General features: G+C 42.0%; 26 protein-coding genes and 1 pseudogene. 16 read left to right on the forward strand and 11 right to left on the reverse strand.

Annotated features, from left to right (window positions below):
• Positions 1 to 601: 601 nt before the first annotated feature.
• The 3 genes from H6H03_RS33820 to H6H03_RS33830 form a co-directional block, all read right to left on the reverse strand.
• The gene (locus H6H03_RS33820) at positions 602 to 1,294 is read right to left on the reverse strand and encodes a hypothetical protein (protein ID WP_190959396.1); all 693 of its coding nucleotides are present in this window, start codon (positions 1,292 to 1,294) and stop codon (positions 602 to 604) included.
• A 483-nt stretch (positions 1,295 to 1,777) separates the two neighbouring features.
• Positions 1,778 to 2,293 (reverse strand): helix-turn-helix transcriptional regulator, encoded by a 516-nt coding sequence (locus H6H03_RS33825; protein ID WP_313931992.1) that lies wholly within the window; start codon positions 2,291 to 2,293, stop codon positions 1,778 to 1,780.
• Entirely contained in the window at positions 2,290 to 2,742 is a 453-nt protein-coding gene (locus H6H03_RS33830; RefSeq protein WP_190959397.1) for a DUF6932 family protein, read from the reverse strand. The genes H6H03_RS33825 and H6H03_RS33830 overlap by 4 nt, the downstream gene beginning before the upstream one ends.
• 307 nt (positions 2,743 to 3,049) lie before the next feature.
• Here H6H03_RS33830 and H6H03_RS33835 point away from each other — a divergent pair, with 307 nt between their 5' ends.
• Positions 3,050 to 3,820, forward strand: a complete 771-nt coding sequence (locus H6H03_RS33835; RefSeq protein ID WP_190959398.1) for a ParA family protein — start codon at positions 3,050 to 3,052, stop codon at positions 3,818 to 3,820.
• Positions 3,820 to 4,896: a ParB/RepB/Spo0J family partition protein gene (locus H6H03_RS33840; protein WP_190959421.1), complete on the forward strand. Its 1,077-nt coding sequence runs from the start codon at positions 3,820 to 3,822 to the stop codon at positions 4,894 to 4,896. The genes H6H03_RS33835 and H6H03_RS33840 overlap by 1 nt, the downstream gene beginning before the upstream one ends.
• Before the next feature lie 10 nt (positions 4,897 to 4,906).
• On the opposite strand, the pseudogene H6H03_RS33845 reads toward H6H03_RS33840, so the two are convergent.
• The 4 genes and pseudogenes from H6H03_RS33845 to H6H03_RS33860 form a co-directional block, all read right to left on the reverse strand.
• Positions 4,907 to 5,017 (reverse strand): annotated as a pseudogene (locus H6H03_RS33845) (ParA family protein); the annotation flags it as partial.
• A 304-nt stretch (positions 5,018 to 5,321) separates the two neighbouring features.
• The gene (locus H6H03_RS33850) at positions 5,322 to 6,389 is read right to left on the reverse strand and encodes a hypothetical protein (RefSeq protein ID WP_190959399.1); all 1,068 of its coding nucleotides are present in this window, start codon (positions 6,387 to 6,389) and stop codon (positions 5,322 to 5,324) included.
• A gap of 170 nt (positions 6,390 to 6,559) precedes the next feature.
• Entirely contained in the window at positions 6,560 to 7,378 is an 819-nt protein-coding gene (locus H6H03_RS33855; protein WP_190959400.1) for a DUF6745 domain-containing protein, read from the reverse strand.
• A 342-nt stretch (positions 7,379 to 7,720) separates the two neighbouring features.
• Positions 7,721 to 7,993, reverse strand: a complete 273-nt coding sequence (locus H6H03_RS33860) for a hypothetical protein (protein WP_190959401.1) — start codon at positions 7,991 to 7,993, stop codon at positions 7,721 to 7,723.
• 433 nt (positions 7,994 to 8,426) lie between these two features.
• Between H6H03_RS33860 and H6H03_RS33865 the strand changes: the two genes are divergently transcribed.
• Both H6H03_RS33865 and H6H03_RS33870 read left to right on the forward strand, forming a co-directional pair.
• Positions 8,427 to 9,053, forward strand: coding sequence for a hypothetical protein (locus tag H6H03_RS33865; RefSeq protein WP_190959402.1), 627 nt, complete (start codon positions 8,427 to 8,429; stop codon positions 9,051 to 9,053).
• 161 nt (positions 9,054 to 9,214) lie between these two features.
• A complete protein-coding gene (locus H6H03_RS33870) occupies positions 9,215 to 9,751 on the forward strand; it encodes a hypothetical protein (protein WP_190959403.1) in 537 nt (178 codons plus the stop codon).
• 214 nt (positions 9,752 to 9,965) lie between these two features.
• Here the strand turns inward: H6H03_RS33870 and H6H03_RS33875 are convergent, their stop codons facing one another.
• Positions 9,966 to 11,498 carry a relaxase/mobilization nuclease domain-containing protein gene (locus tag H6H03_RS33875; RefSeq protein ID WP_190959404.1) on the reverse strand — a complete coding sequence of 511 codons (1,533 nt, stop codon included), beginning with the start codon at positions 11,496 to 11,498 and terminating at the stop codon, positions 9,966 to 9,968.
• Positions 11,473 to 11,880: a plasmid mobilization protein gene (locus tag H6H03_RS33880; RefSeq protein ID WP_190959405.1), complete on the reverse strand. Its 408-nt coding sequence runs from the start codon at positions 11,878 to 11,880 to the stop codon at positions 11,473 to 11,475. The genes H6H03_RS33875 and H6H03_RS33880 overlap by 26 nt, the downstream gene beginning before the upstream one ends.
• A gap of 153 nt (positions 11,881 to 12,033) precedes the next feature.
• Here H6H03_RS33880 and H6H03_RS33885 point away from each other — a divergent pair, with 153 nt between their 5' ends.
• Both H6H03_RS33885 and H6H03_RS33890 read left to right on the forward strand, forming a co-directional pair.
• Complete coding sequence (locus tag H6H03_RS33885; RefSeq protein ID WP_190959406.1) at positions 12,034 to 12,231, forward strand: hypothetical protein; 198 nt, start codon at positions 12,034 to 12,036, stop codon at positions 12,229 to 12,231.
• Positions 12,232 to 12,687: 456 nt separating this feature from the next.
• Positions 12,688 to 13,077: a hypothetical protein gene (locus tag H6H03_RS33890; RefSeq protein WP_313931995.1), complete on the forward strand. Its 390-nt coding sequence runs from the start codon at positions 12,688 to 12,690 to the stop codon at positions 13,075 to 13,077.
• Positions 13,078 to 14,515: 1,438 nt separating this feature from the next.
• Here the strand turns inward: H6H03_RS33890 and H6H03_RS33895 are convergent.
• Together H6H03_RS33895 and H6H03_RS41605 are read right to left on the reverse strand one after the other, a co-directional pair.
• Positions 14,516 to 18,001 carry a PriCT-2 domain-containing protein gene (locus tag H6H03_RS33895; RefSeq protein ID WP_190959408.1) on the reverse strand — a complete coding sequence of 1,162 codons (3,486 nt, stop codon included), beginning with the start codon at positions 17,999 to 18,001 and terminating at the stop codon, positions 14,516 to 14,518.
• 500 nt (positions 18,002 to 18,501) lie between these two features.
• Positions 18,502 to 18,684, reverse strand: a complete 183-nt coding sequence (locus H6H03_RS41605) for a ribbon-helix-helix domain-containing protein (RefSeq protein ID WP_190959409.1) — start codon at positions 18,682 to 18,684, stop codon at positions 18,502 to 18,504.
• Between the two features lie 304 nt (positions 18,685 to 18,988).
• On the opposite strand from H6H03_RS41605, the gene H6H03_RS33905 reads away from it, so the two are divergent.
• The 10 genes from H6H03_RS33905 (at position 18,989) to H6H03_RS33950 (ending at position 24,052) form a co-directional block, all read left to right on the forward strand.
• Positions 18,989 to 19,363, forward strand: a complete 375-nt coding sequence (locus tag H6H03_RS33905) for a hypothetical protein (RefSeq protein WP_190959410.1) — start codon at positions 18,989 to 18,991, stop codon at positions 19,361 to 19,363.
• On the forward strand, positions 19,360 to 19,923 hold the full coding sequence (locus H6H03_RS33910; protein ID WP_190959411.1) for a hypothetical protein: 564 nt from the start codon (positions 19,360 to 19,362) through the stop codon (positions 19,921 to 19,923). Before H6H03_RS33905 ends, H6H03_RS33910 begins: the two co-directional genes overlap by 4 nt.
• Positions 19,924 to 19,997: 74 nt before the next feature.
• Positions 19,998 to 20,141, forward strand: a complete 144-nt coding sequence (locus tag H6H03_RS33915; RefSeq protein ID WP_190959412.1) for a hypothetical protein — start codon at positions 19,998 to 20,000, stop codon at positions 20,139 to 20,141.
• A 104-nt stretch (positions 20,142 to 20,245) separates the two neighbouring features.
• Positions 20,246 to 20,497: a hypothetical protein gene (locus H6H03_RS33920; protein WP_190959413.1), complete on the forward strand. Its 252-nt coding sequence runs from the start codon at positions 20,246 to 20,248 to the stop codon at positions 20,495 to 20,497.
• A gap of 35 nt (positions 20,498 to 20,532) precedes the next feature.
• On the forward strand, positions 20,533 to 20,799 hold the full coding sequence (locus H6H03_RS33925; RefSeq protein ID WP_190959414.1) for a hypothetical protein: 267 nt from the start codon (positions 20,533 to 20,535) through the stop codon (positions 20,797 to 20,799).
• Positions 20,800 to 20,807: 8 nt separating this feature from the next.
• Entirely contained in the window at positions 20,808 to 21,005 is a 198-nt protein-coding gene (locus H6H03_RS33930) for a hypothetical protein (protein ID WP_190959415.1), read from the forward strand.
• Between the two features lie 88 nt (positions 21,006 to 21,093).
• Complete coding sequence (locus tag H6H03_RS33935; RefSeq protein WP_190959416.1) at positions 21,094 to 21,537, forward strand: hypothetical protein; 444 nt, start codon at positions 21,094 to 21,096, stop codon at positions 21,535 to 21,537.
• A gap of 12 nt (positions 21,538 to 21,549) precedes the next feature.
• On the forward strand, positions 21,550 to 22,266 hold the full coding sequence (locus H6H03_RS33940; RefSeq protein ID WP_190959417.1) for a hypothetical protein: 717 nt from the start codon (positions 21,550 to 21,552) through the stop codon (positions 22,264 to 22,266).
• A 26-nt stretch (positions 22,267 to 22,292) separates the two neighbouring features.
• The gene (locus tag H6H03_RS33945; protein ID WP_190959418.1) at positions 22,293 to 22,829 is read left to right on the forward strand and encodes a hypothetical protein; all 537 of its coding nucleotides are present in this window, start codon (positions 22,293 to 22,295) and stop codon (positions 22,827 to 22,829) included.
• A complete protein-coding gene (locus H6H03_RS33950) occupies positions 22,826 to 24,052 on the forward strand; it encodes a hypothetical protein (RefSeq protein ID WP_242058110.1) in 1,227 nt (408 codons plus the stop codon). The genes H6H03_RS33945 and H6H03_RS33950 overlap by 4 nt, the downstream gene beginning before the upstream one ends.
• The last annotated feature ends 86 nt before the right edge of the window (positions 24,053 to 24,138 follow it).

The following is a 24,138-nucleotide window of genomic DNA, read 5'->3' on the forward strand; positions in this document are numbered from 1 at the left end:
CATATTTGGGATGGCTGAACAAGAATTGCAGAGGTGGAACCATTTCAGGAATGAGAACACCGAAAAATCCTAAAGTCAATGCAATACTAGAAGAATAATCCCCAGGTAAACCTTGTTTTAACAGGGCTTCCATCCAAGTTGTTGACGCTAGTCGACCTGTTGGTTTGGGCGCTGGTAAAGAGTAGCGAGGCTTAGCACCATCTGCAATGCCAGCCAGTTCAAGAATCCAATTCAACTGGTTGATGACAAGATCAAGCCCCTTTTCTTTTCTTAAAAGTCTGCACCCCTGAGCGAGCATACTTGCATCCAAGGTATTAGATTGCAAAGCTTGCTCAATTTTTCGGATGTCTGCTGGTTCTAGTTCGCTTAAGTCAGTCTGTAGATAATACTCAATCAGAGCTTGAGGTGATAAGCTAACTTTCTTCAATGATTGGATTTCAACTTCCCTCTCGAAGATTCTTGGTTTTAGTTCTTGAATTTCATTACTGTACCTGCGTTTTTCCCGTGGATCTGTGGCACAGCGTAGTTTCTCTTCATACTCTTTGAGCAGCTTGAAATCTTCTTTCTGTTGTTCTTCGAGGTACTGGTGCAGGTTCACTTCTCACTTTCTCCGTAACTTAGTCAACAATTGCTCCCAGGCAGTCTTGATGTTGAAGCCACTTCCCAACTCCAACTCGCCTTCGTAGTCAACTAGAAAAGGCACAAGGGGCAGTGTGACTTTCAGTTTGTGCTTGGCATCTAATTCGGGAGCTTTTATAATTTCAGCGACGGCAGCTTGGCTAGGAGGCAAAGCAGAAACGCGCTCCTCTAGCACCGCCAACATCTGCTGCATCTGCTGTTCTGATACTTGGTTTGCTTCCAGTGCGTCCAGAAGGTTCTGTGTCAACACCAATTGATTTTGATTGAGCTGCTTAGCAACTGCTTCGATTGTGGCTTGCTCGTTTGCGTCATAGCGGAGCAACAAGTCTTGACGCATTTGATCGAGGTTTTCATAAATAGCCACCTGACTGCTCAGTAAAATGTTCAACTTCGCATCCATCTGCTGCAATTGATTTCCCATCTCCTGCATCCGAGCGGAGGATTGACCTGTCAGTTCGTGTTGGAGTTCGTTATATTCCTGTCGGTAGCCAGCAACAGATTCCTGCTGTCGCTCGATGTCACGACGATATCCAGCTTTTATGCGAGGGTTCGGCTCGTAGCGCAATACCTCCTCAAATTCCCTGAGAAGTTCTTGTTCTTGGGCAATATGATCTTCTAAATCTTGCAGTCTCTGGTGAAAGCCTGGAGAAAGCATCGGGTGAATTTCCTACTTGCTAAATGGTGGATATGGGGTTAACAATGAACATCGAGCTACCATCAAACTTAACTGAAGTTTGGTTTTCTGCCGTTTCTGGCTTGACTGTAGTCGGGTAGCAGGACTATATCGCCTTTAACTGTTAGAGCAAATGCAGCACCTTCAAATATTGCCAGCCAGTCACTCATAGAAATTCTCTTCTTTTTAGTAACTTTAAATACTTCTAATAGCTTAAACTATGTCGCAGCTACCTTCACAGTACCCTTTTATGGCTACAAGCCAATACTGTGCAATACGCCTGCTCAATATTGGCTCTCAATCACCTTGCTATACAGGGGTTGTGCTAATCTCAGGTAAGAAATTAATTACTATAGTTTCTTAATGCTTTAGAACTTCATCTTCATAGGTCAATTGGTTGTCCTAGCATTTATCTGAAAATATACAGGCAAAATTTCAGATTTTTAATTAGAATTTCAGCCATACTTATGAGGCTTTAGTTTTAATCGTTTTTTCTTTTCGCCATTTATCCACGCTTTTTTTAACTGCCTCTATTTCAGCGAAATCTACTTGCACAGTTGCAGCTTCAAATTCAACACCCAAAGCAGTGCTAACTTCAAGGATTTCTACAAAACTGGCACATTGATAATCTGTATCCTCATACTCTTTCACTCTTTGTTCATCAATTCCCAATCTATCAGCAAGTTCTCGCTGACTAATTTTGGCGGCTAAACGAGCTTTAATTAAAGCATTTGGAAGTTTATTTAAAGAATCAACTTGAATTTTTAAAGGCTTGCTGGTGTCGCAATTAATAAGTCTTTCGTATTCCGAAATTTCTAACTTTAACTCGTCAACTTGACTCTGATATGAATCTCGGTGAAGCTTCCACCGTTCCGGTTCTACCTTCAATTGCTCATTGCTATCTAACTCTGCTATAGACTGTTCAAAGCGTTGCAACCAATCTAAGGAATTTTGATATTGTTGCTCGTTTTTGATCATCATGGTTTCCACCTTTGTAAATCTATAGCAATAATTCCTTTGCGCGTATTCGTCCTGGTATCAAATTGAAAGAAATCTATGTAGGTTGTACCAGAATCATTAGCTGGATAATTTGAAGGAAAGATTTCACCCTTGTACTTAATTTTTTGTTCGGCACGACGCAGCGCAAAATTAAATAAAGCCGGAGCAATAGATTGTAAGTAATTTATATCAACTCCATTGTCCTCCCAACAAGCATCAAAGTCTCCAGGCTTTTGTTTGCTGGTGACAAAACTACCATCAATATAAATAGTGCTACAGCCAGCTGCTTTTAGTTGCGTCATTGCCAGTTCCAGACCGTCTACCATGCGCTGTCTAGTTAAATTTGTACCAAATATTTCTTGAAATTCCTCCCATTCTGCCCAGTGTACCCCTGGTGGTAAATTACCATTTTCTTCAAATTCTGGAATCATTTCTCACACCCTAACACAGTTTAATTATCCGGTTATGAGTGTCCCATAATTATTTCAACTCAGCATGGTCTAACATAACGACTACAGCAACTAGCTTTTTCATTGGGTTTGAGTAAGTCACACCTATTTGCTTCTTGATTGGCAGTCGTCTTCTGTGCCACCGTTAAATCTTATTACGGTGAAGTTATATAAATTCTGCTGGAATTTTCATCTCAAAATAAACTTTTTTCACCTTCACCACGTAAACTGGAAACTAAAACCGAGTCGGTTGACCCTACCTCAACGTATCTTCTAGGAAAAAGAGCCAGTGTCAACTTCTGACAAACAATGCCGCATTATTGCCCTGTTTAATCAGGCGGGTGGTGTCGCCAAATCGACACTGACCCAAAACTTGGGATACCACCTAGCAAAACGAGAACACCGCGTTCTCCTCATCGACATAGACCCCCAAGCGTCGTTGACTAAATTCATGGGGTTAGTACCATCTCAGTTACAAAAAACCATTGCCGATGCCATTATCGACGAGCAGCCCTTACCGATTCATGAGGGCATTCACGGTATGGACTTGGTTCCAGCTAACCGAGTCCTAAGTGGAGCCGAAATGCAGTTAGTCAGTGCTGCCATGCGCGACTTACGCCTCAAGGAAGCCATTGAATCTGTTTTAGATGAATACGACTTCATCCTGATAGACTGTCCCCCCAGCTTAGGATTGCTTTCTTATATCTCCCTAGTCGCAGCTACCCACGTCCTCGTACCAGTCGAAACGCATCTCAAAGCCTTTGAGGGAACTGATGAGCTTTTACAAACTATCACCCATGTTAAAAATAAAGCTAACCGGAAAATCCAAATAGCCGGGTTTGTTCCTACGCGGTATGCTCACCAGAACTCAGCCGATAAACGAGCATTAGCAGCTATCACTGAACAACTTTCAGCTTGGGGTCGGATTTTCCCAGCCATCCCCAGAGCTACCGCTTTTGTTGATGCGACAGAAGAACGTGCGCCCCTAGCAGTGTTTGACCCTAAACATTCTGTGGTGGCTATCCTTGAAGAAATCGCTAATTCTTTGGAGGCTTTGTGATCCGACGCAAGCAAACTGATAAACCCTTTGGCGGACAAATTACAACTCAACCCCCAGCACCTTGGTTAGACTCAGCAGATGGAGAAACACCAAGAGCTACTGAAACTACTGTCAAGCTATCAGATATAGTTCTGCCTCAACACCAACCCAGGCGCTATTTTGACCCACAAGCATTAAAAGAATTAGTTGAGTCAGTCAAACAGCATGGCATTCTCCAACCTTTGTTAGTGCGCCCAATTGGTGGAGGAAAATACGAGTTAGTAGCAGGAGAACGACGCTATCGGGCAGGACAAGAAGCAAAACTTGAAGTTGCGCCAGTAGTTGCGCGTCAGCTAACCGATGACCAAGCATTTCAGTTGGCTTTGATTGAAAACCTGCAACGAGAAGACCTTAACCCCGTTGAAGAAACCGAAGGGATATTGCACCTGTTAGCAATCCGGCTTCAGTGTGATGTAGAAGCAGTCAAATCCTTGCTGTACCGAATGAAAAACGCTCACAGCAAAGAAGAACAGCAACCACAAGACTCATTAGATGAATCTAGGAGAAACGTTTCTCCTAAAGGCGAATCAACGGAATCTCTTGATAATATTTCTGACAATTTAGACGAGCAGACAGAATCTAGGAGAAACGTTTCTCCTAAAGTGGATTTAGAGCAATCAAAGACGGTAGAGCAGGTATTTGAGAGCTTAGGGCTGATGAATTGGCTATCGTTTACCACCAAGCGTTTACCGTTGCTCAATCTGCCCGAAGAAATTTTAATGGCACTGCGAGAAGGCAAACTGGAATATACCAAAGCTCAAGCCTTGGCACGGGTAAAAGATGACGAACTCCGCCAAAAACTCTTGTCAGAAGCGATAGCTAACGATTGGTCTTTAAGCCAAATCAAAGAACAAATCATCGCCAAGGCTTCATCTGAAACACCACCATCTGAATCTAAAACACCTAACCAAATACCAGAACGGCTAAAAGATATCACGCAGCGCATTAAAAAGCGTCAGCTATGGAAAGAACCAAGAAAACAAAAGCAGCTAGTAAACCTTTTAAACAAGCTAGAAGCCTTACTAGGGGATGAGTGACTTGGGGTGAAATGAGCAGAACACGATGACCCAATTGCGCTATTTGGTAGCCCAGGTTTTGGGTAAGGGTGGTTTTGGCAACACCTCCCGCCTGATTAAAAACTGCGATGATTCGGCTCATAAGTGAGTTTGTTTACCTGCCCCGTTACAACTTAAGATAACTGTTGATGGGGCAATCGGTACTGTTTATTTTTGTCCAAGACGTTAGGATCATCGGCTAAGGTTTACTTGTCGTCAAGTAAGAAAGTTCAGGACAGGTTTTCTGAAATTGGTTGTTACAGCCGAGGGATACCAATGGTTTTGAGAGCCAGTGCTGTGCATCTCTATTACGCGGTAATGCTTCTAACTACAGCAAAAAGCTTATTTGACCTTTATTAATTATTTTAAAAATTGAATAGGAGTATTATTAATAATGCAGCTTCATATCATTTATTCACCAACTGAAAGTCTATAAAGGGTGTGGTTACTATTCCTGTCCAAAGGTTTTCTATAACTATTCCACGCAACAATCTAGTTACTGAAGATTGGGTTGAACCTTTATAAGTAAAACGAACTTGATAACTTCCAGAATTTAGATTTGTGAAAAACCAATAACCACCTATACTATCTCTTCCTCTCATTACAAGTTGGTCATTACTCTCCCAGTACAGCACGCAGTCTAGAAAACAAGTCAAAGTTTCTCCTGGTACTGCTACCAGAAAATGAGATTCTTCTATCCCTATTGATGCGTTTATGTTATAAAGTCGCCTGAGCAATTTACCTGCACTGCTTTGAATTTCTGGCTTCAAACCATGAAATTTGAAGCGATACGGGGTTGATGACATATTAGTAATGTTCAGCCCAAACTGTACGAAAGTTGTGGACTCTGGTTGTTTTTCAGGAATAATTAATATCTGTTTTGGTACTAAGGTTTCAAAACGAATGCCATCAAATTCAACTATCCGGTTGTTACCCTGAACAGGTTCAATTAAATGCAAAATTATGGATTGAGTATATAAACGAACCGTTTCTATCCCTACTGCTGTTTTTATATTAGTGCGATATATAAATCGAAGAGTATAAATTCCTAATTCGATATTGTTAACCTTCCAGAAATTATCAGATTCAGTAGATAATTCAGTAGATGTACTAGGTATTTGGAGTTGCAGCTTATTATTCAGCCAATATATTTGTACATATAAAAAAGCAAAAATTTTTTCTCCGGCGGTCACTAAATAATCATCATATTTATTAGATTTCCTCCTATCTCTTGGCTCTTGTATTTGTAAAACTTGCTCATCTGAACCTACGATTTGAGGAATTAAAGTACCAGAGCGATTGAAGCGAAAAGGTATTAAGCTGTTGTTAACAATACTAATATTCATGTCCACAAGAGTATTAGCGTTTGGCTTTTTTTCTGGAACGGGCAGTATTATGCGTTCTACACCAGATATTTGTAGGTTAATACCCTGTTCTGTAAGACTGTTACTATCATTTATTCCACTTGATGCCATGCTAGCTAATCTTTATAGTTACGGTTCAATACACAATCTATTATGATGGCTACTTTGGAGGCTCTTGATTAAAATAGCTAGTGCTTCGCAATCAAGGTAGCCAGCATTGGCTCTAAATTAGCTGGATTTACCCCAATGTCGTCTATCCCCACAATCCCGACATCCAAGCTTTAAGGAAAACAAGTTGAATAAATTTCACCATGCCGCGCATATAAAGCGAATCCATCCGCAAATTGAATCGCAGGTTCTTCATCAGCATGGAGTTTATCTTGATCATCAAGCAGTAGTTTTGTTGGTCGATCGCAAATTATGTAATGTGTAGGCGTTGGTATAAACCACCAGCCACACTCAATACATACAGCTTGGTAAACATTCCATTGCTCTTGGTCATGTTGATAATTTAGTTCGTTGATACAAAAATCTAATAATCCAGGGTAACTTGCCCATTCTGAGTCAGAATAAATAAAGTTTTCATAAAAGCTAGTATGAGCATCAGGAGTGTCTTTCAACTCATAGCATAACTTTTCATTAAGCCAATTCCATAAAATTTCCCATAACTGTTCATGAATTGTCGAACCTACTTCATCTACAAGATTTTTTTTTAAAATCTGCCAAACCTCCTTACTAATTTGGGGATTTAATCCGGTAGGAGATAGATTGGCCTCCAAATCCCACAATAAATCACTTCTTACCTGACCTTCACCACAAAGCGTTTGTAAGCTAGCTACTTGATTACTTACCTCAATATCGGTTAGACCATTGTAGTTTCCTGTTGCAACTATTAACTCCGCACTAAAAGCAGCATAAGGACTCTCAAAAAAAATAACTTCAGGCATTATGTGACCTTCGGGATACAGATTATATACATCCTCAAGTACAGCTAATGCTCGCTTGCGGTCGATGCGCTCTGTTGATAAGCTAATTGCTCTCCATTTTTGTTGATATGATGTAATCAAATCTTGTTGTTGAGATGTAAATTTTGTAATCATTCTGTAATTTAAATCATTTTATTTAGATTTATCTCTTCATGGAAGATTTCTGTATAGGTAATTAAAACCGTTAATTGACGCTAAATGCCTTACAGTAGAAGCTTTCACCCCAATGTCGTTTAACCAAGATTTAAGAACTCGTTGCGAATCATGCGGCAACGCGAAGTCTTCGGGGCGGGCAGGCTTGGACTTGTCGGCCCAAAGAGCGATCGTGGAAGCCCGTCCCGAAGACCGCATGAGTCGAGCGATAGCGCCAACGAGTTCGTCTTTCAACACGACTCACCGACTAAAACCCCCCCTGGTTGTTTCGAGCGAGAGCATTTCTCGCTGCTGCGCTTCAAATCAAGTATCAATCCCACAAATGCGACGAATGAGCCGAGCTTGTGCTTCTAATTGGTGAAGCGCCCAAATAGTGGGCAAGCGCAATTTTTCACCGCGCACTCCGATTGAGTACAACACCAAAGGTAGCCAATGTGCTTTGAGAGTTACCATCACTGCATCAGCTAAAGTAGACCCAGGTGAGATAGGGTCGGTCTTCAAAAAATTAAGTATTTGGCCATCAATGTTGTTACTGTCTCGTTTAATAGAAAGAATTTCTTGCTTGGCATCGCTCATATAAACACCGATAAATACGTAGGATTAAAGGAGATTGAATGGCGGAAAATGTAGCGTAAGTTACAAATTGCCCGATAGCTACCTATTAGGACTAAAAACCCAAGTTTTCTGCATTTAGGCTGCCTGTTAGCAGTAAGGAGCAGTTAAAAGATGCAAATTGCAGTTACAGCTTTTAACAGTTTACAACTGCTGGTAACTGTCAATTGACGCCAATTGATGTAAATGGACAGCTATTCGACACTAAAGGTTTTCCGTAAAAATTGCTCCTAACTCTTATGGTGACTGCAACGCGAGCTATTTTTATCAAAAATCGCTATGCTGCTGTTGGGGAATTTTGACCAAAAATTATAATACTAGAGTGTTGCAAATGTACTTCAGAAATGGAGAATAATGATGTAATTAATCTCAAGCATGAAATGGAGCAAACTTACTTATGGGTGTTTCTGTACTCTACAGCGCAATTCCTCCTACCAGTACGTTGTACGCACGCCTTCAACGTGAAAAGGCACTCAGCATCCTTGTTGTTTCTCTTTTCCCGCATGGTTGCGGCATTTTCCGCTTTTTTGAGATTGAGTCTGAAGAGATTAATGAAATCCTTGAAGATGTTATCGAAACACACCAAGAGACTTTTGGATCTGAGCTAGAAGCAGATCGGGTAATCGCTCAATTGCGGTCTGAGTTAAGGCTTACTCGTCAAGCCTATCCAGGGATTGAAGATAGAACAGCATCACTAGAAAAATCATCTGCTGAGATCGAGGAACGTTTGTCGCAGGAGCTATCGAGAAAACAGGTAGCGAATGCCCATGAAATTGTTCAAAAGCTCATGTTTGGAGATCAAACTCTTGCTCCTACTTTGTTGCTGGCGGAAGAGTCATTGGGACTTATATCCCGTGAACTAGTCAGTGAAGGAGCCAATATTTTTCGACAAATCAATCCTGAAGTGCTGTTTGCAAGAGATCAAGGTTGGGAAGGATGGTGTCTTAACGACTTAGAGCGGTGGAGAGGTTTGTATCTTTCAGCTGCCGAAAAGAATGAAGAGATATTGGTTGGAAGTGCTTGAGGCGACAGCAACCTATTATGATTTCAAGGAAAACTGGGCGTATAAAGATAGCCGCGACAGCGCAAGGAAGTTATGCAGTAATGGCGAGTGGAAGCTTTATAAATAAACTGAAGTTCCCAAAATTTTATTAAGGTTTTTTCTTACTGACACTAAGTTCTAACATGACACCAAGTGAATCTAATTACAGTAATATCGTTGAAGTAAATGGTGTTAGTTTTCAAACGGAAATACAGTCAATTATTCCTATTCCGCTTTTCCCGTGGACTGAGAACCCTGTCAGGCTAGGTATTCATGTCACTAATAAAACAGCTAAATTTCTCTATTTCGAGCGATTAGATTCCCTTGAGCCATTTCCAAATTTAATTGCTCGTAGTGGGAATGTAATAGAGATTGACAGTGATATATTGCGATTATGGGTTAAAGGAGAGCCTTATTATTTAGTTCAACCCGGAGAAAGTACATTTTTTAGTTTAGAAACTTTTTTATGTCGAAAACTTTTTAATTTACAGCTAAAAATTTATAACGAGGCAGGCGGTTTCATGTATTTTAATAATCTTAAACATGAAAAATATCAACTTCAGATTTTTTACAGAGTCACTGGTCAAAAGCCGATACTTCCAGTAGAAGAAAGCAATTCAGTAACATCTTGGTGTGGGGAAGTTACTATACCTTTCGTAGATTTCTGTATAGGTAATTAAAACCGTTAATTGACGCTAAATGCCTTACAGTAGAAGCTTTCACCCAATGTCGTTTAACCAAAATTTAAGAACTCGTTGCGAATCATGCGGCAACGCGGAATATAAAGGGGCAGGCTTGCGGAACTGGTCAGCCCAACGATTGATCACTGTGCCCGTCCCGAAGACAGCATCTCTTCAAGCGATCGCGGCAACGAGTTCGGTCTGCACGTCCTAGCTACAGGCTAAAACCACGCTGCTGCTGTATGAGCTTTTGTTGCTCCTCCCTGAGATGAGCTTCTAGTTCCTGACTCCAATCAGGGTTATGGGTTTTGAGCCTTTTACCCTGTGGCAACAATTCTAATATTGCACTAGCCGCCTTATTCCCTTGTTCATCATTATTAAATGCTACAACAACCCTATTGAAACCTTTGAGAAATTCCATAGGTAGGTTATTCGGGTCATCAGCGACTATCAACATGGTTCTAGTTGGTGGTAGCCCTTTGCAACTTGAAATCAGGTAGGTGGCTGCTGACATCGCATCAATTGGTGTAGAACACAGAAAGACGTTTTCTACCTTGTCTGTTGGTTGCCCTCCCAATCTCAAATAAAACCAACCATTTGCTGTAGAGGTGTCTTGGCCGTACTCCACAGCGCGATGATTTTGTCTAGGCTTTGACCAAACTAATGCACCAGTTTTTGAACCATCTAAATCACGTTTGATAAACAAAATATTTCGCTGCTCATCCACGTAAAGCAACTGATTATCATGTAATCCTTGCACAATATAATCTGGTATATAGCGTTCTTCATTCAAATACTTGTGCAATTTCTGCCAAACAACTTTATCCTCTGGTGGTGGAGTGAATTGAGGCTGTTGGTGTTTCTGCTCAAGCTCAAGAAATTGCTTTTCTAACTGCTCAATTGGGAGTGGTTTAACAGGTTTGAGCAGCAATTTATTAATAAATTCATCATCACGTTCTGGTTGGTAGTCAATGCCAAGATGTTTTTGCAGGCCAGGGAAGGTATAAGCCGCACCTAGTTGTGTACCACTGAAAGCCTGCCCATCTTTCTGGTATGAAATTCCTTTAGACTTACCGTTCCTAGTGAATCCTGTTCTCACACTAATGCCAGCTAACTGTAACCGCCAGATCAAGATCGGCATTTGAGGATGATCAACACTAGCAGTGTCAATTGTCTGCTGAAGTTGCTCTTTAATAGTGCGCTCTGGTGGGGTATCACGCCTACCCGATGAATATTCTTCTTGCTCTCTTATTATGCGCCTGATTTGTCCGGTGCTGGGTGTGCGATTCAGTTTCTCTCTGCTACCTTGCACTTGCACCAAATTATAGTCAATTTCAATCTGTCGCAGCACTTTCTCAGAGCGTACATAATCCCAAGAATCATGCACTACTAGCCCAGTATCCATCCTAATTCGACTGGCTGCAATGTGAACGTGGTCGTCATCGGTGTTATGGTGGCGAAAGATGACAAACTGATTGGCATCAAAGCCCATTTCTTTCATGTAGCGGTCGCCAATCTCAGTCCACTTTTCATCATCTAATTTGTCACCTTTTGCGGCTGATAATGAGACATGGTAAACAACTCGGTCAGCATCAGAATTTAGTTGTCTCGACAGGCGAAACTCACGCGCCAATTCACGGGCATTTCTCCCACTCATATTGCCGCCGATGAGTTGGGCATTTTCACGAGATTCTAGATAATCTAACAGCTTGCGAAAACCTCTACCCTTCGTCTGCTTCCCAATCATCGTCTTCCTCTTCTTCCCAGTCTTCACCTTCAATATCATCCGAGGCAATGTCTCGTCTGCACTGATGCAGCAGTTCTAAAAGTTCTTGTAACAGTTCTGGGTTAGTCGGTGGAGTACGGCCCATCTTGATAGCTGTGTTGGTTGCTTTGACAAGCTGATTAAGATTGTTCCCAATTTGTCCTAATTCCCAATATGTTTGCAAGCTAATTTTACTCAATCGTTTGGGTAACGGACGCATCAACGCATTGCGTCTCATTAGTTCACTCGCTGACATCCCCGCGTCTTGCGATTTCATCCGAATCATTTCCAGTTCGATATCGCTCAAACGAATTGGAAAAATATGCTTTCGGACTAGGGCTTTTGACTGCTTGCGATTTGCCATAGTTTAGAGGAAATGAGGACATCACGCGAGGGGGGTTTTTAGGGGGGTGGAACCCCACTAAACCAGCTTTGCCGTCCGAGCGAAGCGAGGTAAAGCGTAAGCTTTAAGGCATGGCTGGCTTCAAGCCCAAGTGCGGGGGTAGTGAGGTGTCGAGTGCTACGTATGTACGGAGACACGACGAGAGACTGGGGGCGAGAATACGACAGCGTAGCTGTGCTGCTGACCATCCTACAACTTACAGAGGGATATATCAACGGCGTAGCCGGAATTTTAGATAATCAAGCAGGAGATAAATTCTGGTTCGGCTCCCGCCGTAATAGAGGAGGTAAAAACGGCATAGCCGCTATATAAAATTATAGATTCAGCGAAGCTGTAATAGTCAGATTTCTTGGTACAGTTTGAATAAGAATATCAGCGAAGCTGTCACAGAAAGAAATAGTTCAGCGAAGCTGTAATACGAATCAATAATTCGGCGTAGCCGTAATAGGCGATTTTTTTAAAAGCATCAGGTTGAGTAAAAAGAACAGCGTAGCTGCCGCAGTAAAAGGTGATTCGGCGTAGCCGCAATAGTCAATTTTTTTGAGGATTTTGAGTCAGATTTTTTCAGATAGCCGATAATTATCAATTAATTGATATTCATGAGGTTGAGTAAAAAGAACAGCGTAGCTGCCGCAGTAAAAGGTGATTCGGCGTAGCCGCAATAGTCAATTTTTTTGAGGATTTTGAGTCAGATTTTTTCAGATAGCCGATAATTATCAATTAATTGATATTCATGAGATAACAATGGCTGAACAGCAGAATTCAGAAGTGATTACGAAAGAGAAGATTGATAAGGCCATCAATCTGCTGAAGGAGCAGAAGCCAAAAGAGCGAGAAGATGTATCGGACAGAGAAGCTGTTCGGAAGATGAGACGGTACATTGAGAAGTTGACTTCCTCGAAGTACGGCTACACTTACGATGAAGTTTCAGAAATGCTGAAGGGTCTGGGGATTAATTTGACTGGTAGCAGAATCAAATATCTAATAGGCGAATTGAGGAAAAGCAGCCGTCGCCGTCCGAAGGCATCTGATAGCGGCGATACTGGTACATTAGATGAGGCGGCTAGTGAAAATCAGCAAGCAGTTATAGCCAGCAGCGAAGCTGAAGAAAGACCAGTCAGGAGTACGAAAGACACAAGTAAAAACAATCAAATTTAATCAATGGGGCTTCAGCGAGGTTTTAAAAAAGGGTTTAGAGTTGTTAAATCCTGTTGTAGCTTTAGTAGACCTGCCTTCTAGAGTGGGGAATATTTTCACGATTTTGTTCAAAAAATAGAATCGTCAGGAACGGGCTACCGCATCACTATGGTATCGGTTCTAGGTAGAGGTAAAGAAAGCTGCCATATAACGAGATGCAGATTTTTTCAATCTATATAAAATTTTGATTTAAAAAACTCATAGCTCTCAAATAAATAATAATTTTCACAAAACCTATAGTTCATCTATATAAAATTTTGATTTAAAAAACTCATAGCTCTCAAATAAATTTTAATATTAACAAAACCTATAGTTCACCTCTATCGCAGGTTAGATTTTAAACTAAAAACGATTTAAAACTATTTATACGATGAAACTTGATCTTTTGAGAAACCATTGATCTAGAAACTTTTCCAGGTCTGTTAAGGACAAAAATTAAAGTTTTAAGCTTAGATTCTGGTACTATTTATTTTTCAAATATAAAAAATTTGTATGTCTTTTTTCGAGATATCTTGGATTTGAATGATAGATTTTGATGAATTTGAGTAGGCTTATTTTTGAAATAAAAATGCACAAACCCAGTCATAGAGGGAATTACCGCGTTATCATCTGATTTTGCTTGATTCAATACTCAAAGATAAAGCAGTAAGGTTGATGCCAGAAAAATCGTATAAAATTGCGTTATGTCAAAAAGAGCCACAATGCTAATTTGCACTCAGCATTGTGGCTCCAATCTAAGCCTGAGACCAATTTGCACTTAGTCACAGGTAATTTTTGCTTGCTTAGTTTTTAGTTCTTTACTGAAGCCGACTTATGACTCCAAAGAACCGTACCAAGGTAAATACATTTTACCCAATATCTCATCCAAGTCGAGTTGAAATTATAGGAAGAAGTTCCTATAAGAAGAGTCTGTCTTTTAGAAAATTTAATTGGCGAAAATGGAGGTTGATTTTCTGTTTTGTAGCAGCCCTGTTATCAGTTGTTGCTGGTTTATTTGCGGTGATGGCATCTGTTTTAAAGCTGATTTGCCAAATTGTACTCCTCTTAAAGTCGTTAGGCTTGATCGCGTTAATTTTGTTTTTATAAAATTTATCGCGCATAAAATCCTATTTCAGGCATAGCAGCAAAAAGCTCGTGATATGCAGTTGAGTTCTCTAATTCAGCTTTATCACGAGCTTTTGTTATTTAATTTAGTGGTTGATGACGGCATAGAGCCGAGATGCCCATTGCAAATACCGTAGAAAGCAGTAATGTTTATACAATTATGCTATATGGGGCTTCGGTGCAGCGTGAAAGGTATACTGAACGGGACGCTCACTCAATGATTAAGTACACAATCATCATTTGGAGCATCTTTTATTACTGATAGGTCAGTAGAAATGAAAACCGATAAATTTTCTCAGGTCACTGTCGGGTTACAGTGGGCTTGTACTGGAGCAAAGCCTGAGTAAACCTCAGTGGGCAGACAACGCAAGATAATCATCAACAAGTCAGCTTTAACTTGAGGGGTAGAGAAATCCACAATTCTTCGCAACTGGGTCACAGTAAGGACTGTGGCGACTTCAGCTATATGAGTTAAGGCATCTTCAGGCGATGATTCCGCTTCATCAATCAGCGTAGGGAAGTATTCACGGGCAAACCACCTTTCCTCATCACTCAAGTCTGTAAAATTTTTATTACTACTGCTATGAAGACTATCTAATAGTAGGAGTAATAATTTTTTGAACCTAGCCCAGCCCCCCCAACGCTGTGTAAATCGGCTTACCCAACCTTGAGTAGTGTCTATGATTTTGGCAATCGCAGTTTGGCCAATTTTCTGCTGCGACTCCCAAAGCTGGGTGAAAGCTTTGACGATGGCGTGTCCGGTTTGCTGATCTCGGCTACCCGCTTCGGTGCAAAGTTCGCTGGCATCAACAACCTCTAATTTCACTCCTGGCAGTTCCGTGAGGAGAAAACTAAGGTCATAATCAGCGCAGAAATAGAATGTTAGCTTTTCTCCTGGGCGACGATGAGCGCGTAATCGCCCAATCTCTTGGATGATTTCGGCTTGAACCAGTTCAATGAGATACTGTTGAAAAATGCTGTCCTTGTCTTCAAGGTTGACCTTAAAACCGGTCATCACCTGAAAATGTGCTGCCAACGTGCCGATGTTCTGGTAGGGAATGCCAAAACTAGCGATTGCGTCAGCGTCACTAAAGCGATTAACCCCACGACCATCGACAAAGTGACCGTACTCAATGCGGTCAATAGCCTCTTGTGCAAGAGATTTCCACTCGATGATGCCCAGTCGCTTGTGGAGTTTGAGCAAGGTTTCCTTAAGGGCGTTAACACGGGCAGTTAATAGAGGAGAGCGATTTTTGGACAGTTTACCCAGCCCAGTGACATTGACAACTTTTAAATTGCTGTAGTCGGGTCGTGACTGCTCGATTATAAGCACGGGTTCATGGTAGTTAAGCTTTAATTTCAACTGCTCTGGCGTGGTAGTGGCATCAAGGTAGATATTAAATTGGGCGGAGTTGGTCAAGTCTTGATGCTTGGTGTTAGGGCGGTAAATGCTGACTACACCCCATTTGCAAGCTAAGAAACCTTCACCCTTCCAAGCTTCGAGGAAATCAGGCAACCAGTACAAGGGCAATTCTAGAAAATCCTTACCCGCTTTTTTTGCGCTGTCTTTAACTACTCGTTTGGCAGCAAAACGGGCGGCGGCACTTTTAGAGAGCTGTTGATCCGCTTGGATATCAAGAGAGTCTAAGTCAGAGAGAAATTCTAAATTAGGCTCTACAATCTGCTGAATCCCTTCAACATCTAAATCTTGGGGGAATTCAGGTAAAAATGTCCTTAATGCCGCATCATCAAAGCCATAGCGAGAATCGGGCTTAATGTCTTGGGTGAGCAACGAGCGCAAAAACTGTAAAACTGGCTGGAGTTTTGCCCATTGCTCAGGCGGTAAGCCTGTAGCTAGTTGGGCTGCGGTAGTGTCAAAATCCTTCAACCTCAACTGAATTTCTCGCACAGGTTTAATGAGTGTACCAGCTTCTTCCCAAATGCGACCCACTGTAAAAGGAATACCTGCCGCATTAGTTAAGGTAACTGGTGTAGAGTCGGGATGCGCTCGAATTTGGGAGAAGTTTTGAATTGTACTGCGCTTAAGATAGCGGAAGCCGAAACCCAAGCCATGAGCGAAACGGCACTGATTTTGGAGGGGACAACCGTTACAGATGGGGCTAACAGAGCTTTCTTCAAAATCCAAACTAACAAAGTTTTTGTCACGGAAGCCTTCAAATAAATAACTTCTGTGACAATTGCCGATGGTATCGGGAATTTCGCCTGCTTTTGGACGCAATTGAAAGGGATCGCCCATTGGGGTTGTGCGGGTGGGGTCGATTTTTAAGCCATTGTGCCGCACAGGGAGGTCAACAAAGTTAGCCTCAATGGGCAGTGTTGAGGGGTTACGGTGGTTGGCATCCTGGTAAATTAGTTTCTCAATCCCAAAAAGGGCGGCGGTTAGTTGACCAGCATTGTGAGATTTACCCAACCCAGGATGAGAATTATCTAAAATCTCTTTCCAGCCCTTGGAAATAGCTTCCACCCATGCTGCAATATGCTCCTCTGGTTTACAAGTAATAGAAATATCGCCTGTAACTTGGTTCCTGTGTGGGATATTGCCGCGCTTGTAGACAATTAGTTGGCGTACTGGGGCGGTAATTTCGGGTTCTGGCTTTGGTTGTGGCGGTTTTGAAAAACCTTTCTTCTCTGAAACAAAGGGGGCGATCGCTTGCTTTAATAAATTTTTGAAGCTGGTCAAGTCCTCTCTGACTTGCCCCAGCTCCCACTGTTCGCGGCTAATCAACCCTTTGTTGCGTTGATATGGTTCGTACTGCCGTTGCGGAAAGCGAAAGCCGTACTGCTTGGCAATGTGAAACAGCGTTCCAATCGAGATCCCCCCACGGCGGAAACTGCGAATCTTAGCGCGAATGTTCCAGGTTGTACCAGGAATGGAAGGCGACCACTTTTCAGCAATGATTTCGGCATCCGTTGGCCCGTAGTGATTGACCAAAGCCATCAGCACTTGGCGGCATTCGTCGTAATTGCCACTGCCAGGGCTACGCGGTGGAATGAATGAGAGTGCGCTTTGGATTAGCTGCTCAGTGTCCCAGCCTTCAACGTCGGAAATCTCCCTCCACTGTTGACGGCGTGACTCAATTTCTTGGATGCGCTGCTGGTATTCCTCTCTCTCCTGAAGCGCGATCGCAATTGCTTCACTTACCCATTCAGATGGTAGAGTGGCTTCGGGATTGACTATGAGAAATTCTGCTTCAGTGTTGCCGTAGAAAACCCGGCTGGCATCTTTACACGCTGGGTCATGCGGTAGCTGCTGCATGAGAGAGCGCGTACAAGCTTCTACTGTGTCAGCACCCTCAACGTATTGGGGCAGAAGGAAAATCAACCGAAATTTATGCCAGTCGGGTTTGTGGCTGGCAGTGGTGTAGAGTAAAGCGCAGTGTTTTTGAATGAAGGGATGGGCTAGGGCTTCTTCAATGGTTAATTGTGGATCGTAAACCTTGATAGAATTGCCGTTAGCGTCTTTAATCGGCTTGCCCTCTGCATCACGGGCGACATCGGAATTATCGATGTCTAGAGGTATCCATTGAGAACCGATGACATTAGCCTTACTGCGCCATTTACCATCTAACAAGCCAGCACAAACAGCGTGACCAGCTTTAATGTGTTGCTGGACATCTTCTATCGTGCCTTCTACGTCCCGGAAGTTGGCGGCAAGTTTCTTAAAGTCCCAGTCTTTGTTAGAGCCACAAGTGTTGACAGCGAATTTAAACTTCGGTGCAAGGCATTGACTTTCTGCCAATGCGCTGTTGTTATTTATCACAGATTTACCCTCAAATAACTGTTTTTCAGCATTTCGAGGGGGTTAACGCGCTGCTACACCTGATATTTATGAGATTTACTATTTTGCGTCTTCAAGCTTTTTTCTGCGTTCAGAAAAAATAATAAATATGAATGCCAAAATTCCAAGTGAAAATATGTTAATTTTCACAGCACCTCATATAATATGAGAAGGCAGCGCGGAACGATCTCTTTTGCCAATCAGTGGTCATTAGCTTCCAACTTACTTCCACTTATTTGGTCTTCTAGAGATAAACCCCGCTTCCCAGTATTTAAATTATTTAGTTTTTTATATCGGGCAAAGCGTTCACTACTTAGTTGCGCTTTGTCTTTTTAGTTTTTGGTGCTTTGTTATTTACCTCCTTTACAAGCTTCATTTAGGTAATAGCCTGATTTTACAGAACTTCTGGTCATCTAATATCTAATAAGATCTGATTTTTACTTGAAATTACTCAAGAAATCGGTTGATGTACCTCTGATTGGTCATGCTACTCCCTTACCTTCATCCGTTGAAGAAGATTGCCTGTACTCTCGTACAGCTTTCGTCACCAAACGCTCTACTAGGTTCGACAAAGTACGATCCTCTGATTCGGCTATAGCTTCCAGTTCTTCTCTTAGTTCATGAGAGCAAGTAAAAGTGATCTTTGCTTTTTTGGTTTGACCCATAGCTTCAGAAGATATTAGATATCTCCAGTATCTTCCGAAGCTTGTTCAATGTGTAGTCCTTCCGAAGCTATAGTTTTTATTTGACAGCTTCAGAAGCTATAGATTACAATAACAGACAAGACAGGAAAACAGCAACCACCGTTAACTGATTTGTGTCCACCGAGTAAGGAAAAGCTATATAAATCAACCCTTTTAGCGTGTGGAGTTAACACTATAGCAGTAACTATCAGATGCTTGTCTTATGTTTGTCAGTATCTAATGCTGACCATCAATCACTATTTGACCATTAACCAATAGATGCTCTATGAAAGCGTCAAATTCCTCACGGGGACTTGATTTAGACTCCCCTGGTCTGTTCTGCGAAAGTTATGTTACAAAATCTGAACTTGCAAGAATTCTTAACATTGCCCGTTCAACTTTGGTCAGTTGGGACGGTATAGCTCTTTACCGCATAGATAGCTATCGCCAAGCCTACCCAGTCAAGGCCGATGGCAGTACAGACCGTTCTTGCCCGTTATCACCATACCAATCTTGGTGTTTGTCCCGTATTGGTCGAGTAATGCAAAATCTCAAATCGGCTGAACGGGTAAAGAACTATATCAAAAAGCATCCTGAAGATTTTAGTCCAGCAAAATTTCAAAGCCAATTTCACCAAGTAACCAGAGGTAATGCAGCATGAATACTCTAGATATGGTTTCTATCAAAGAAGTTTGCGAACTGCTAGAAATGCCAGAAGAAATTATTAGATTCTCTCTACAAGAATCGCATCCAGATGATTTTGACAGCCTCAAAGAGATTAGTTTTGCTGAGTTTGAAATTTTGGCACAAGTTCTCAAACAGAAAGCCTCACAAGAACAAACAAAAGAAATAGCCGCGATTGCTCCATCAACTAACAATACTCTGCCAATTCCAGAACAACAAAAAATTATCAATGGGGCATTAAACGCTTTGACTGAGTTTGCCGGGAACTACACGTTGACCATTGATAAAATTACTTCTACCCTGGCATTTATTAGTGGACAATCAGTTGTCAATAATTTCGTTCACATCCACTCCAACACAATTAGAAATGGCTTAGAAGATTACTTAGATGAGTTGGCAGGTGAGTTAACTGCTGCTGCTCACTCCATCAAAGGAGTTGATGCTAACGATTTTTTAGCTCAACGGGGGATTACCCCGAAACAACGAACTGCTCAGAAGTCATTAGAAGAAATCATGAATCTAGCAGCAAATATCTAGATATTGCCTACAGATTAGCACTGTCAGACAGTCGCTTCTTATCGTTGTTGTTGAATATTTCGAGAGAAAGAAAAATGCACTTACTGACTGAAGTTTGTTTTTATTCCGGTGTGGCTACCCTCTCCCTAATTGGTGGTGTAGCTGCTTGTATATCGCCTTTGGGAGTTGGATTATTTACTGTTGGATTAGTAATGTATGTCAACCAAAACAGACAATGATAGGCACAAATTAGAGGCTGATTATCAGTGGCTTGCTTTCAAAATCCGCCCAGTCCTTCTAATAGCTTGCATCACAATTCCTAGTTTCTTTGGAGCTTATATCTATGCAGCAAGTTTTAACTGTAGAGCAAATTTTAGCAATGCTCAAAGGGTACGAAGAGAGTTTGAGGATGTTAAGGGCAACGCCAGAGTATATGAAATTAGAGGCATCAGAGCGATTCACTACGTCAAATGACCTCCGTTTGGGTGATGCGATTCAAGCACTTTTAGAGATTCATCAAGCGATTCTAGATATCCAGTTCTTGAACCAAGCTGAGGGACAAACAAATGCTTTCAACGACAGCCAAAAAGCATAATCATTTGTACTCTTTTGGAGTCAATAGAGGCAGCAATGAATAATTTAAGCAGAGTCTATGACTCAACCCTACTAACCAATTCCAAGGTGTACCAGATTGATAGAACGCTGTATCAATATCTGTTCAAAACAGGCACAATCCAACATCCAAAGTATCACTTTCGCCCTCTATCTGGACAACGGAAGAAGGCTGATTTACTGCTCAATCACAAAGCTTTGACTACTCGCTGTTATGAAGTCACAGGTATGAGTACCAATGCGAGAGTCATCAGCCAAGAATCACTGCAATTATCGATTTTTTGAGGTGAATTATGAACACTCAACCACTGCCAGAATTGATTGCACAAGCCCAGCAATTAGTAACCCAAATTCGGCAGCATCCACAATATCAAAGGTTGCAGATGGATTGTGACGTAACACTTGGTGATGTCAGCCAATTTTTCAACACTCTGCAATGGTCAGCCACAGCTTCAACTGTGGACGTTTCAAGAGAAGGCTTTTTTCAGTGATGGGAGAGCGATCGCAAAAAGCCGGCAAGCACAGCGATCGCCCACTGAGTAATGCATCAAGTACATCACACAATTTGGATCTTACAGCATGACACTTGACTACAAAAATCCCAACGATTGGGGCAAATCACCCCTGACCGACTCTGCCCTTAGACTACAGCAGTTCAAAGTAGAAAATCCTGAACAGTGGGCGGCAATGATTGAAGCGGATATCGAGGCACTTGACACACCCTTAGAAGAGATTGAAGATTACCCACCCTTCACTGGAACTGAATTTCTAGCAACTCATTCAACCATCGATGACCACCCATACTCTGCTGCATTTGGTCAGTTTTTGGGTAATGGTATTGATGCTGACATTGCAAATATATTGGCATTTGGTGAGAACCGATTTGATTTAATTTCCGAAGATTTTGACGACCCCGTAAGGCAATTGGCAACGAGAATTTATAGCCGATTTGAAGACATGGGTTATTGGGATGAAGTGTCAGAATCCGACGATGATATCAACTACGACTTAATACCTTATTAGGAGAACAGCGCAATGGACTTTGCAATACGTAATCCGGTAGTTGGTCATGCAAGCCATATTGATGAAAAAGCACAAGCATGGGGAGGGTTTGAATCTGATATTCTGGGCTATCTCTCCGATATAAACAAGCTCGAACAGTTCGCTGATTATGCGAATAATGCCCAAGAATTATCTGACCGATTAGAACCATTTCTGGACAACGCCAAGGTCGTCTTTGAGGCAATGGAGAAGTTGACCAAAGGGCAAGTAACCTGGGTCGAACTTCGTAAACAATACGGTTCTCATGTTGCAACTGCCATTGCCAAAATTCGCAAACTCAATTCGGAATTTGATTCAGAAATGAGTAAAATCGATGCCCAAGATAGAGCAGATCTATTGCGAATTGACCAAAAACGCAAACACGCTTTAGCTGAAGTTGCTGCACAATTACACCACGATTTGCAAGCCGAATTGTGGAGACATGAAAATAAAATCAGCAGCATCGAAAATAGACAAACAGTGCAAGCTGAACGTCAAGCAATTACTACGGGATTAAGAGAGAAACGCCAACAACTTTTAGCCCGTGCGAGGTTTGGTTCCAGGGCATTATCACCAAACCAAACCCCACAAGAAGTAATACCAATTCAACACACTAGTTATGCACCATCATCGAGTGTTTCAGCGACAGGAACAGTAAGAGGTTGGGGTGCAATGCTGGGTAACTTGTGGCAGAAATTGGGCGAGAGATGACTAATTGATTAATAAGGACTTGGCTGATGTTAGTTAGAAAAAGTGATTCATCAACTAACGTCAGCCCTTTTTTGTATGAAGGGCTGGCAGAAAAACCATCACAACAACAGCAACCAGAACAGCCGCAACCATTACCAGAAAATAACCGAGTTAGAACATTTAGACGTGCTGGTAATGCTTGTGAGATTGTCGCTGGCAGTTGTCTAAATAGTGCAGTGATTTTCACCTTTCACCTGTTGCAAGTTCACCCAGTTGGAATGTTCCTTGCAGTGGGTACTGCACATCTGTATTTTACTGCCACTGCAACGGGTGAAGGATTCAACAAATTTGTCACTAATTTAATGACTGGTTGCAGTGCATCATTAGCTCTCTTGTGTGCGCTCAATGAACCCATTAGTGAGTGGAATGAATCGAGAATTTCTACTAGTACAGTTAAGACTTCTATTGAGTCGGTATATAAGCCAAAAACTGCTGAATCTTCAAGTTGGATGGATGGTGCAGGAGTGGTCATATTTCTAGTGATATTAATGATTTTTCTATTTGGTGGTAGGAGAAGTAAATGAATTATTTAACTGACAAACATAAACAGTTATCCGAGTCGCAACAATCGGGTTTAATGCTGTGGTTTGGTCAATTGCCGATGGATAAAAAAGCTGTTGCAATTGGGCTTAGTTTAACTGTGGGAATTAGCTCGGCTGCAATGGCGTGGCAGGGAACTAGCAGCGATCGCATTTACTTCTGCGTTCGGACTCCCCAGAAAACATTGGTATGCCAGGACAAAGATAACCGTCCTTTTCGCATGACCCCATTTTATTGGTCACAGTGGAAGAGTGAAGGAATGCCCCCCCAAGTAGTGCGTGACCCAGCTATGGGAGTAAACGGGCTGGTGAAAGCGACCAACCCATACAAGGCGTTTTGGGCGTTTGGGGGATTCCTGGGATTTGCGCTAGCTGGGTGGATGCTGAGGCACTGCCAGTATGAGGAGAAGCAGAAAGCCGTATTTGAAGACATTGCCCAAAAACGGGATACTGCAAAAGCAGAGATGGCAGCTAGAGCTGAGTTATTAGATAGTTACCGAGACGTTGTTATCAAAGAAGTTGAGTTGCAAGCTGACTTAGATTTGATAGCGAATGACCGCACTGTGGATATCCAAAAAGCGGAGATTTACGCCAACACTGAAATTGAAGTTACCCAGATGGAGGCATCTGACGCTATTTTTGAGGCGCAAACGGCAGGGATGACCGAAGAACAAAAAGCAGAGTACATAAAGACGTTGCGTGAGATGAAAACACCCTATCTACAAGGGAGTCAGACGCTACAGGGGACGATTGACCCCAACGATAAGGTTACTGGGGGAGAACAGCCGGCGTTCCGTCAGGTTGCCGAAGGCATCGCTCCACAGGAGAATAAAACGGCGTGGGTACAGAATTTAATCAAACAAACTGCCCTCATCTGGGGCAACCAAGGGGGTGGTAAATCTTGGCTGGCTCGTTATGTTGCCAAAAAGAAGAAAGAGGCAGGCTACAGGGTAATTGTGCTTGACCCTGATAGCAACCGCGCAGAATGGAAAGGAGTTGAAAGTTACCATTCTTGGGAGGATATCGAGCAGCAAATCCGCGACTACGTTAAAGAACTGGAAGAACGGCTAAAAACCTTCAATAATTCATCTTACAGTGAAGACCAATGGCGACAAAAACTGTGGTCAGAGGGTAAAGCTTTATCTCTAATTTGTGAGGAAGTAACCACATACAGTGACTTTATTAAGTGTAACGACCTGCAATACTAATCGCTCAAACCTGCAATCAAGAGATTTTCAAACCAGGATTAACTGCAACTATAATTACGCTTCAGCCAGGATTAATTGCAACTGAA

It is taken from the genome of Nostoc paludosum FACHB-159 (assembly GCF_014698835.1).
Classification (GTDB): Bacteria; Cyanobacteriota; Cyanobacteriia; order Cyanobacteriales; family Nostocaceae; genus Nostoc; species Nostoc paludosum.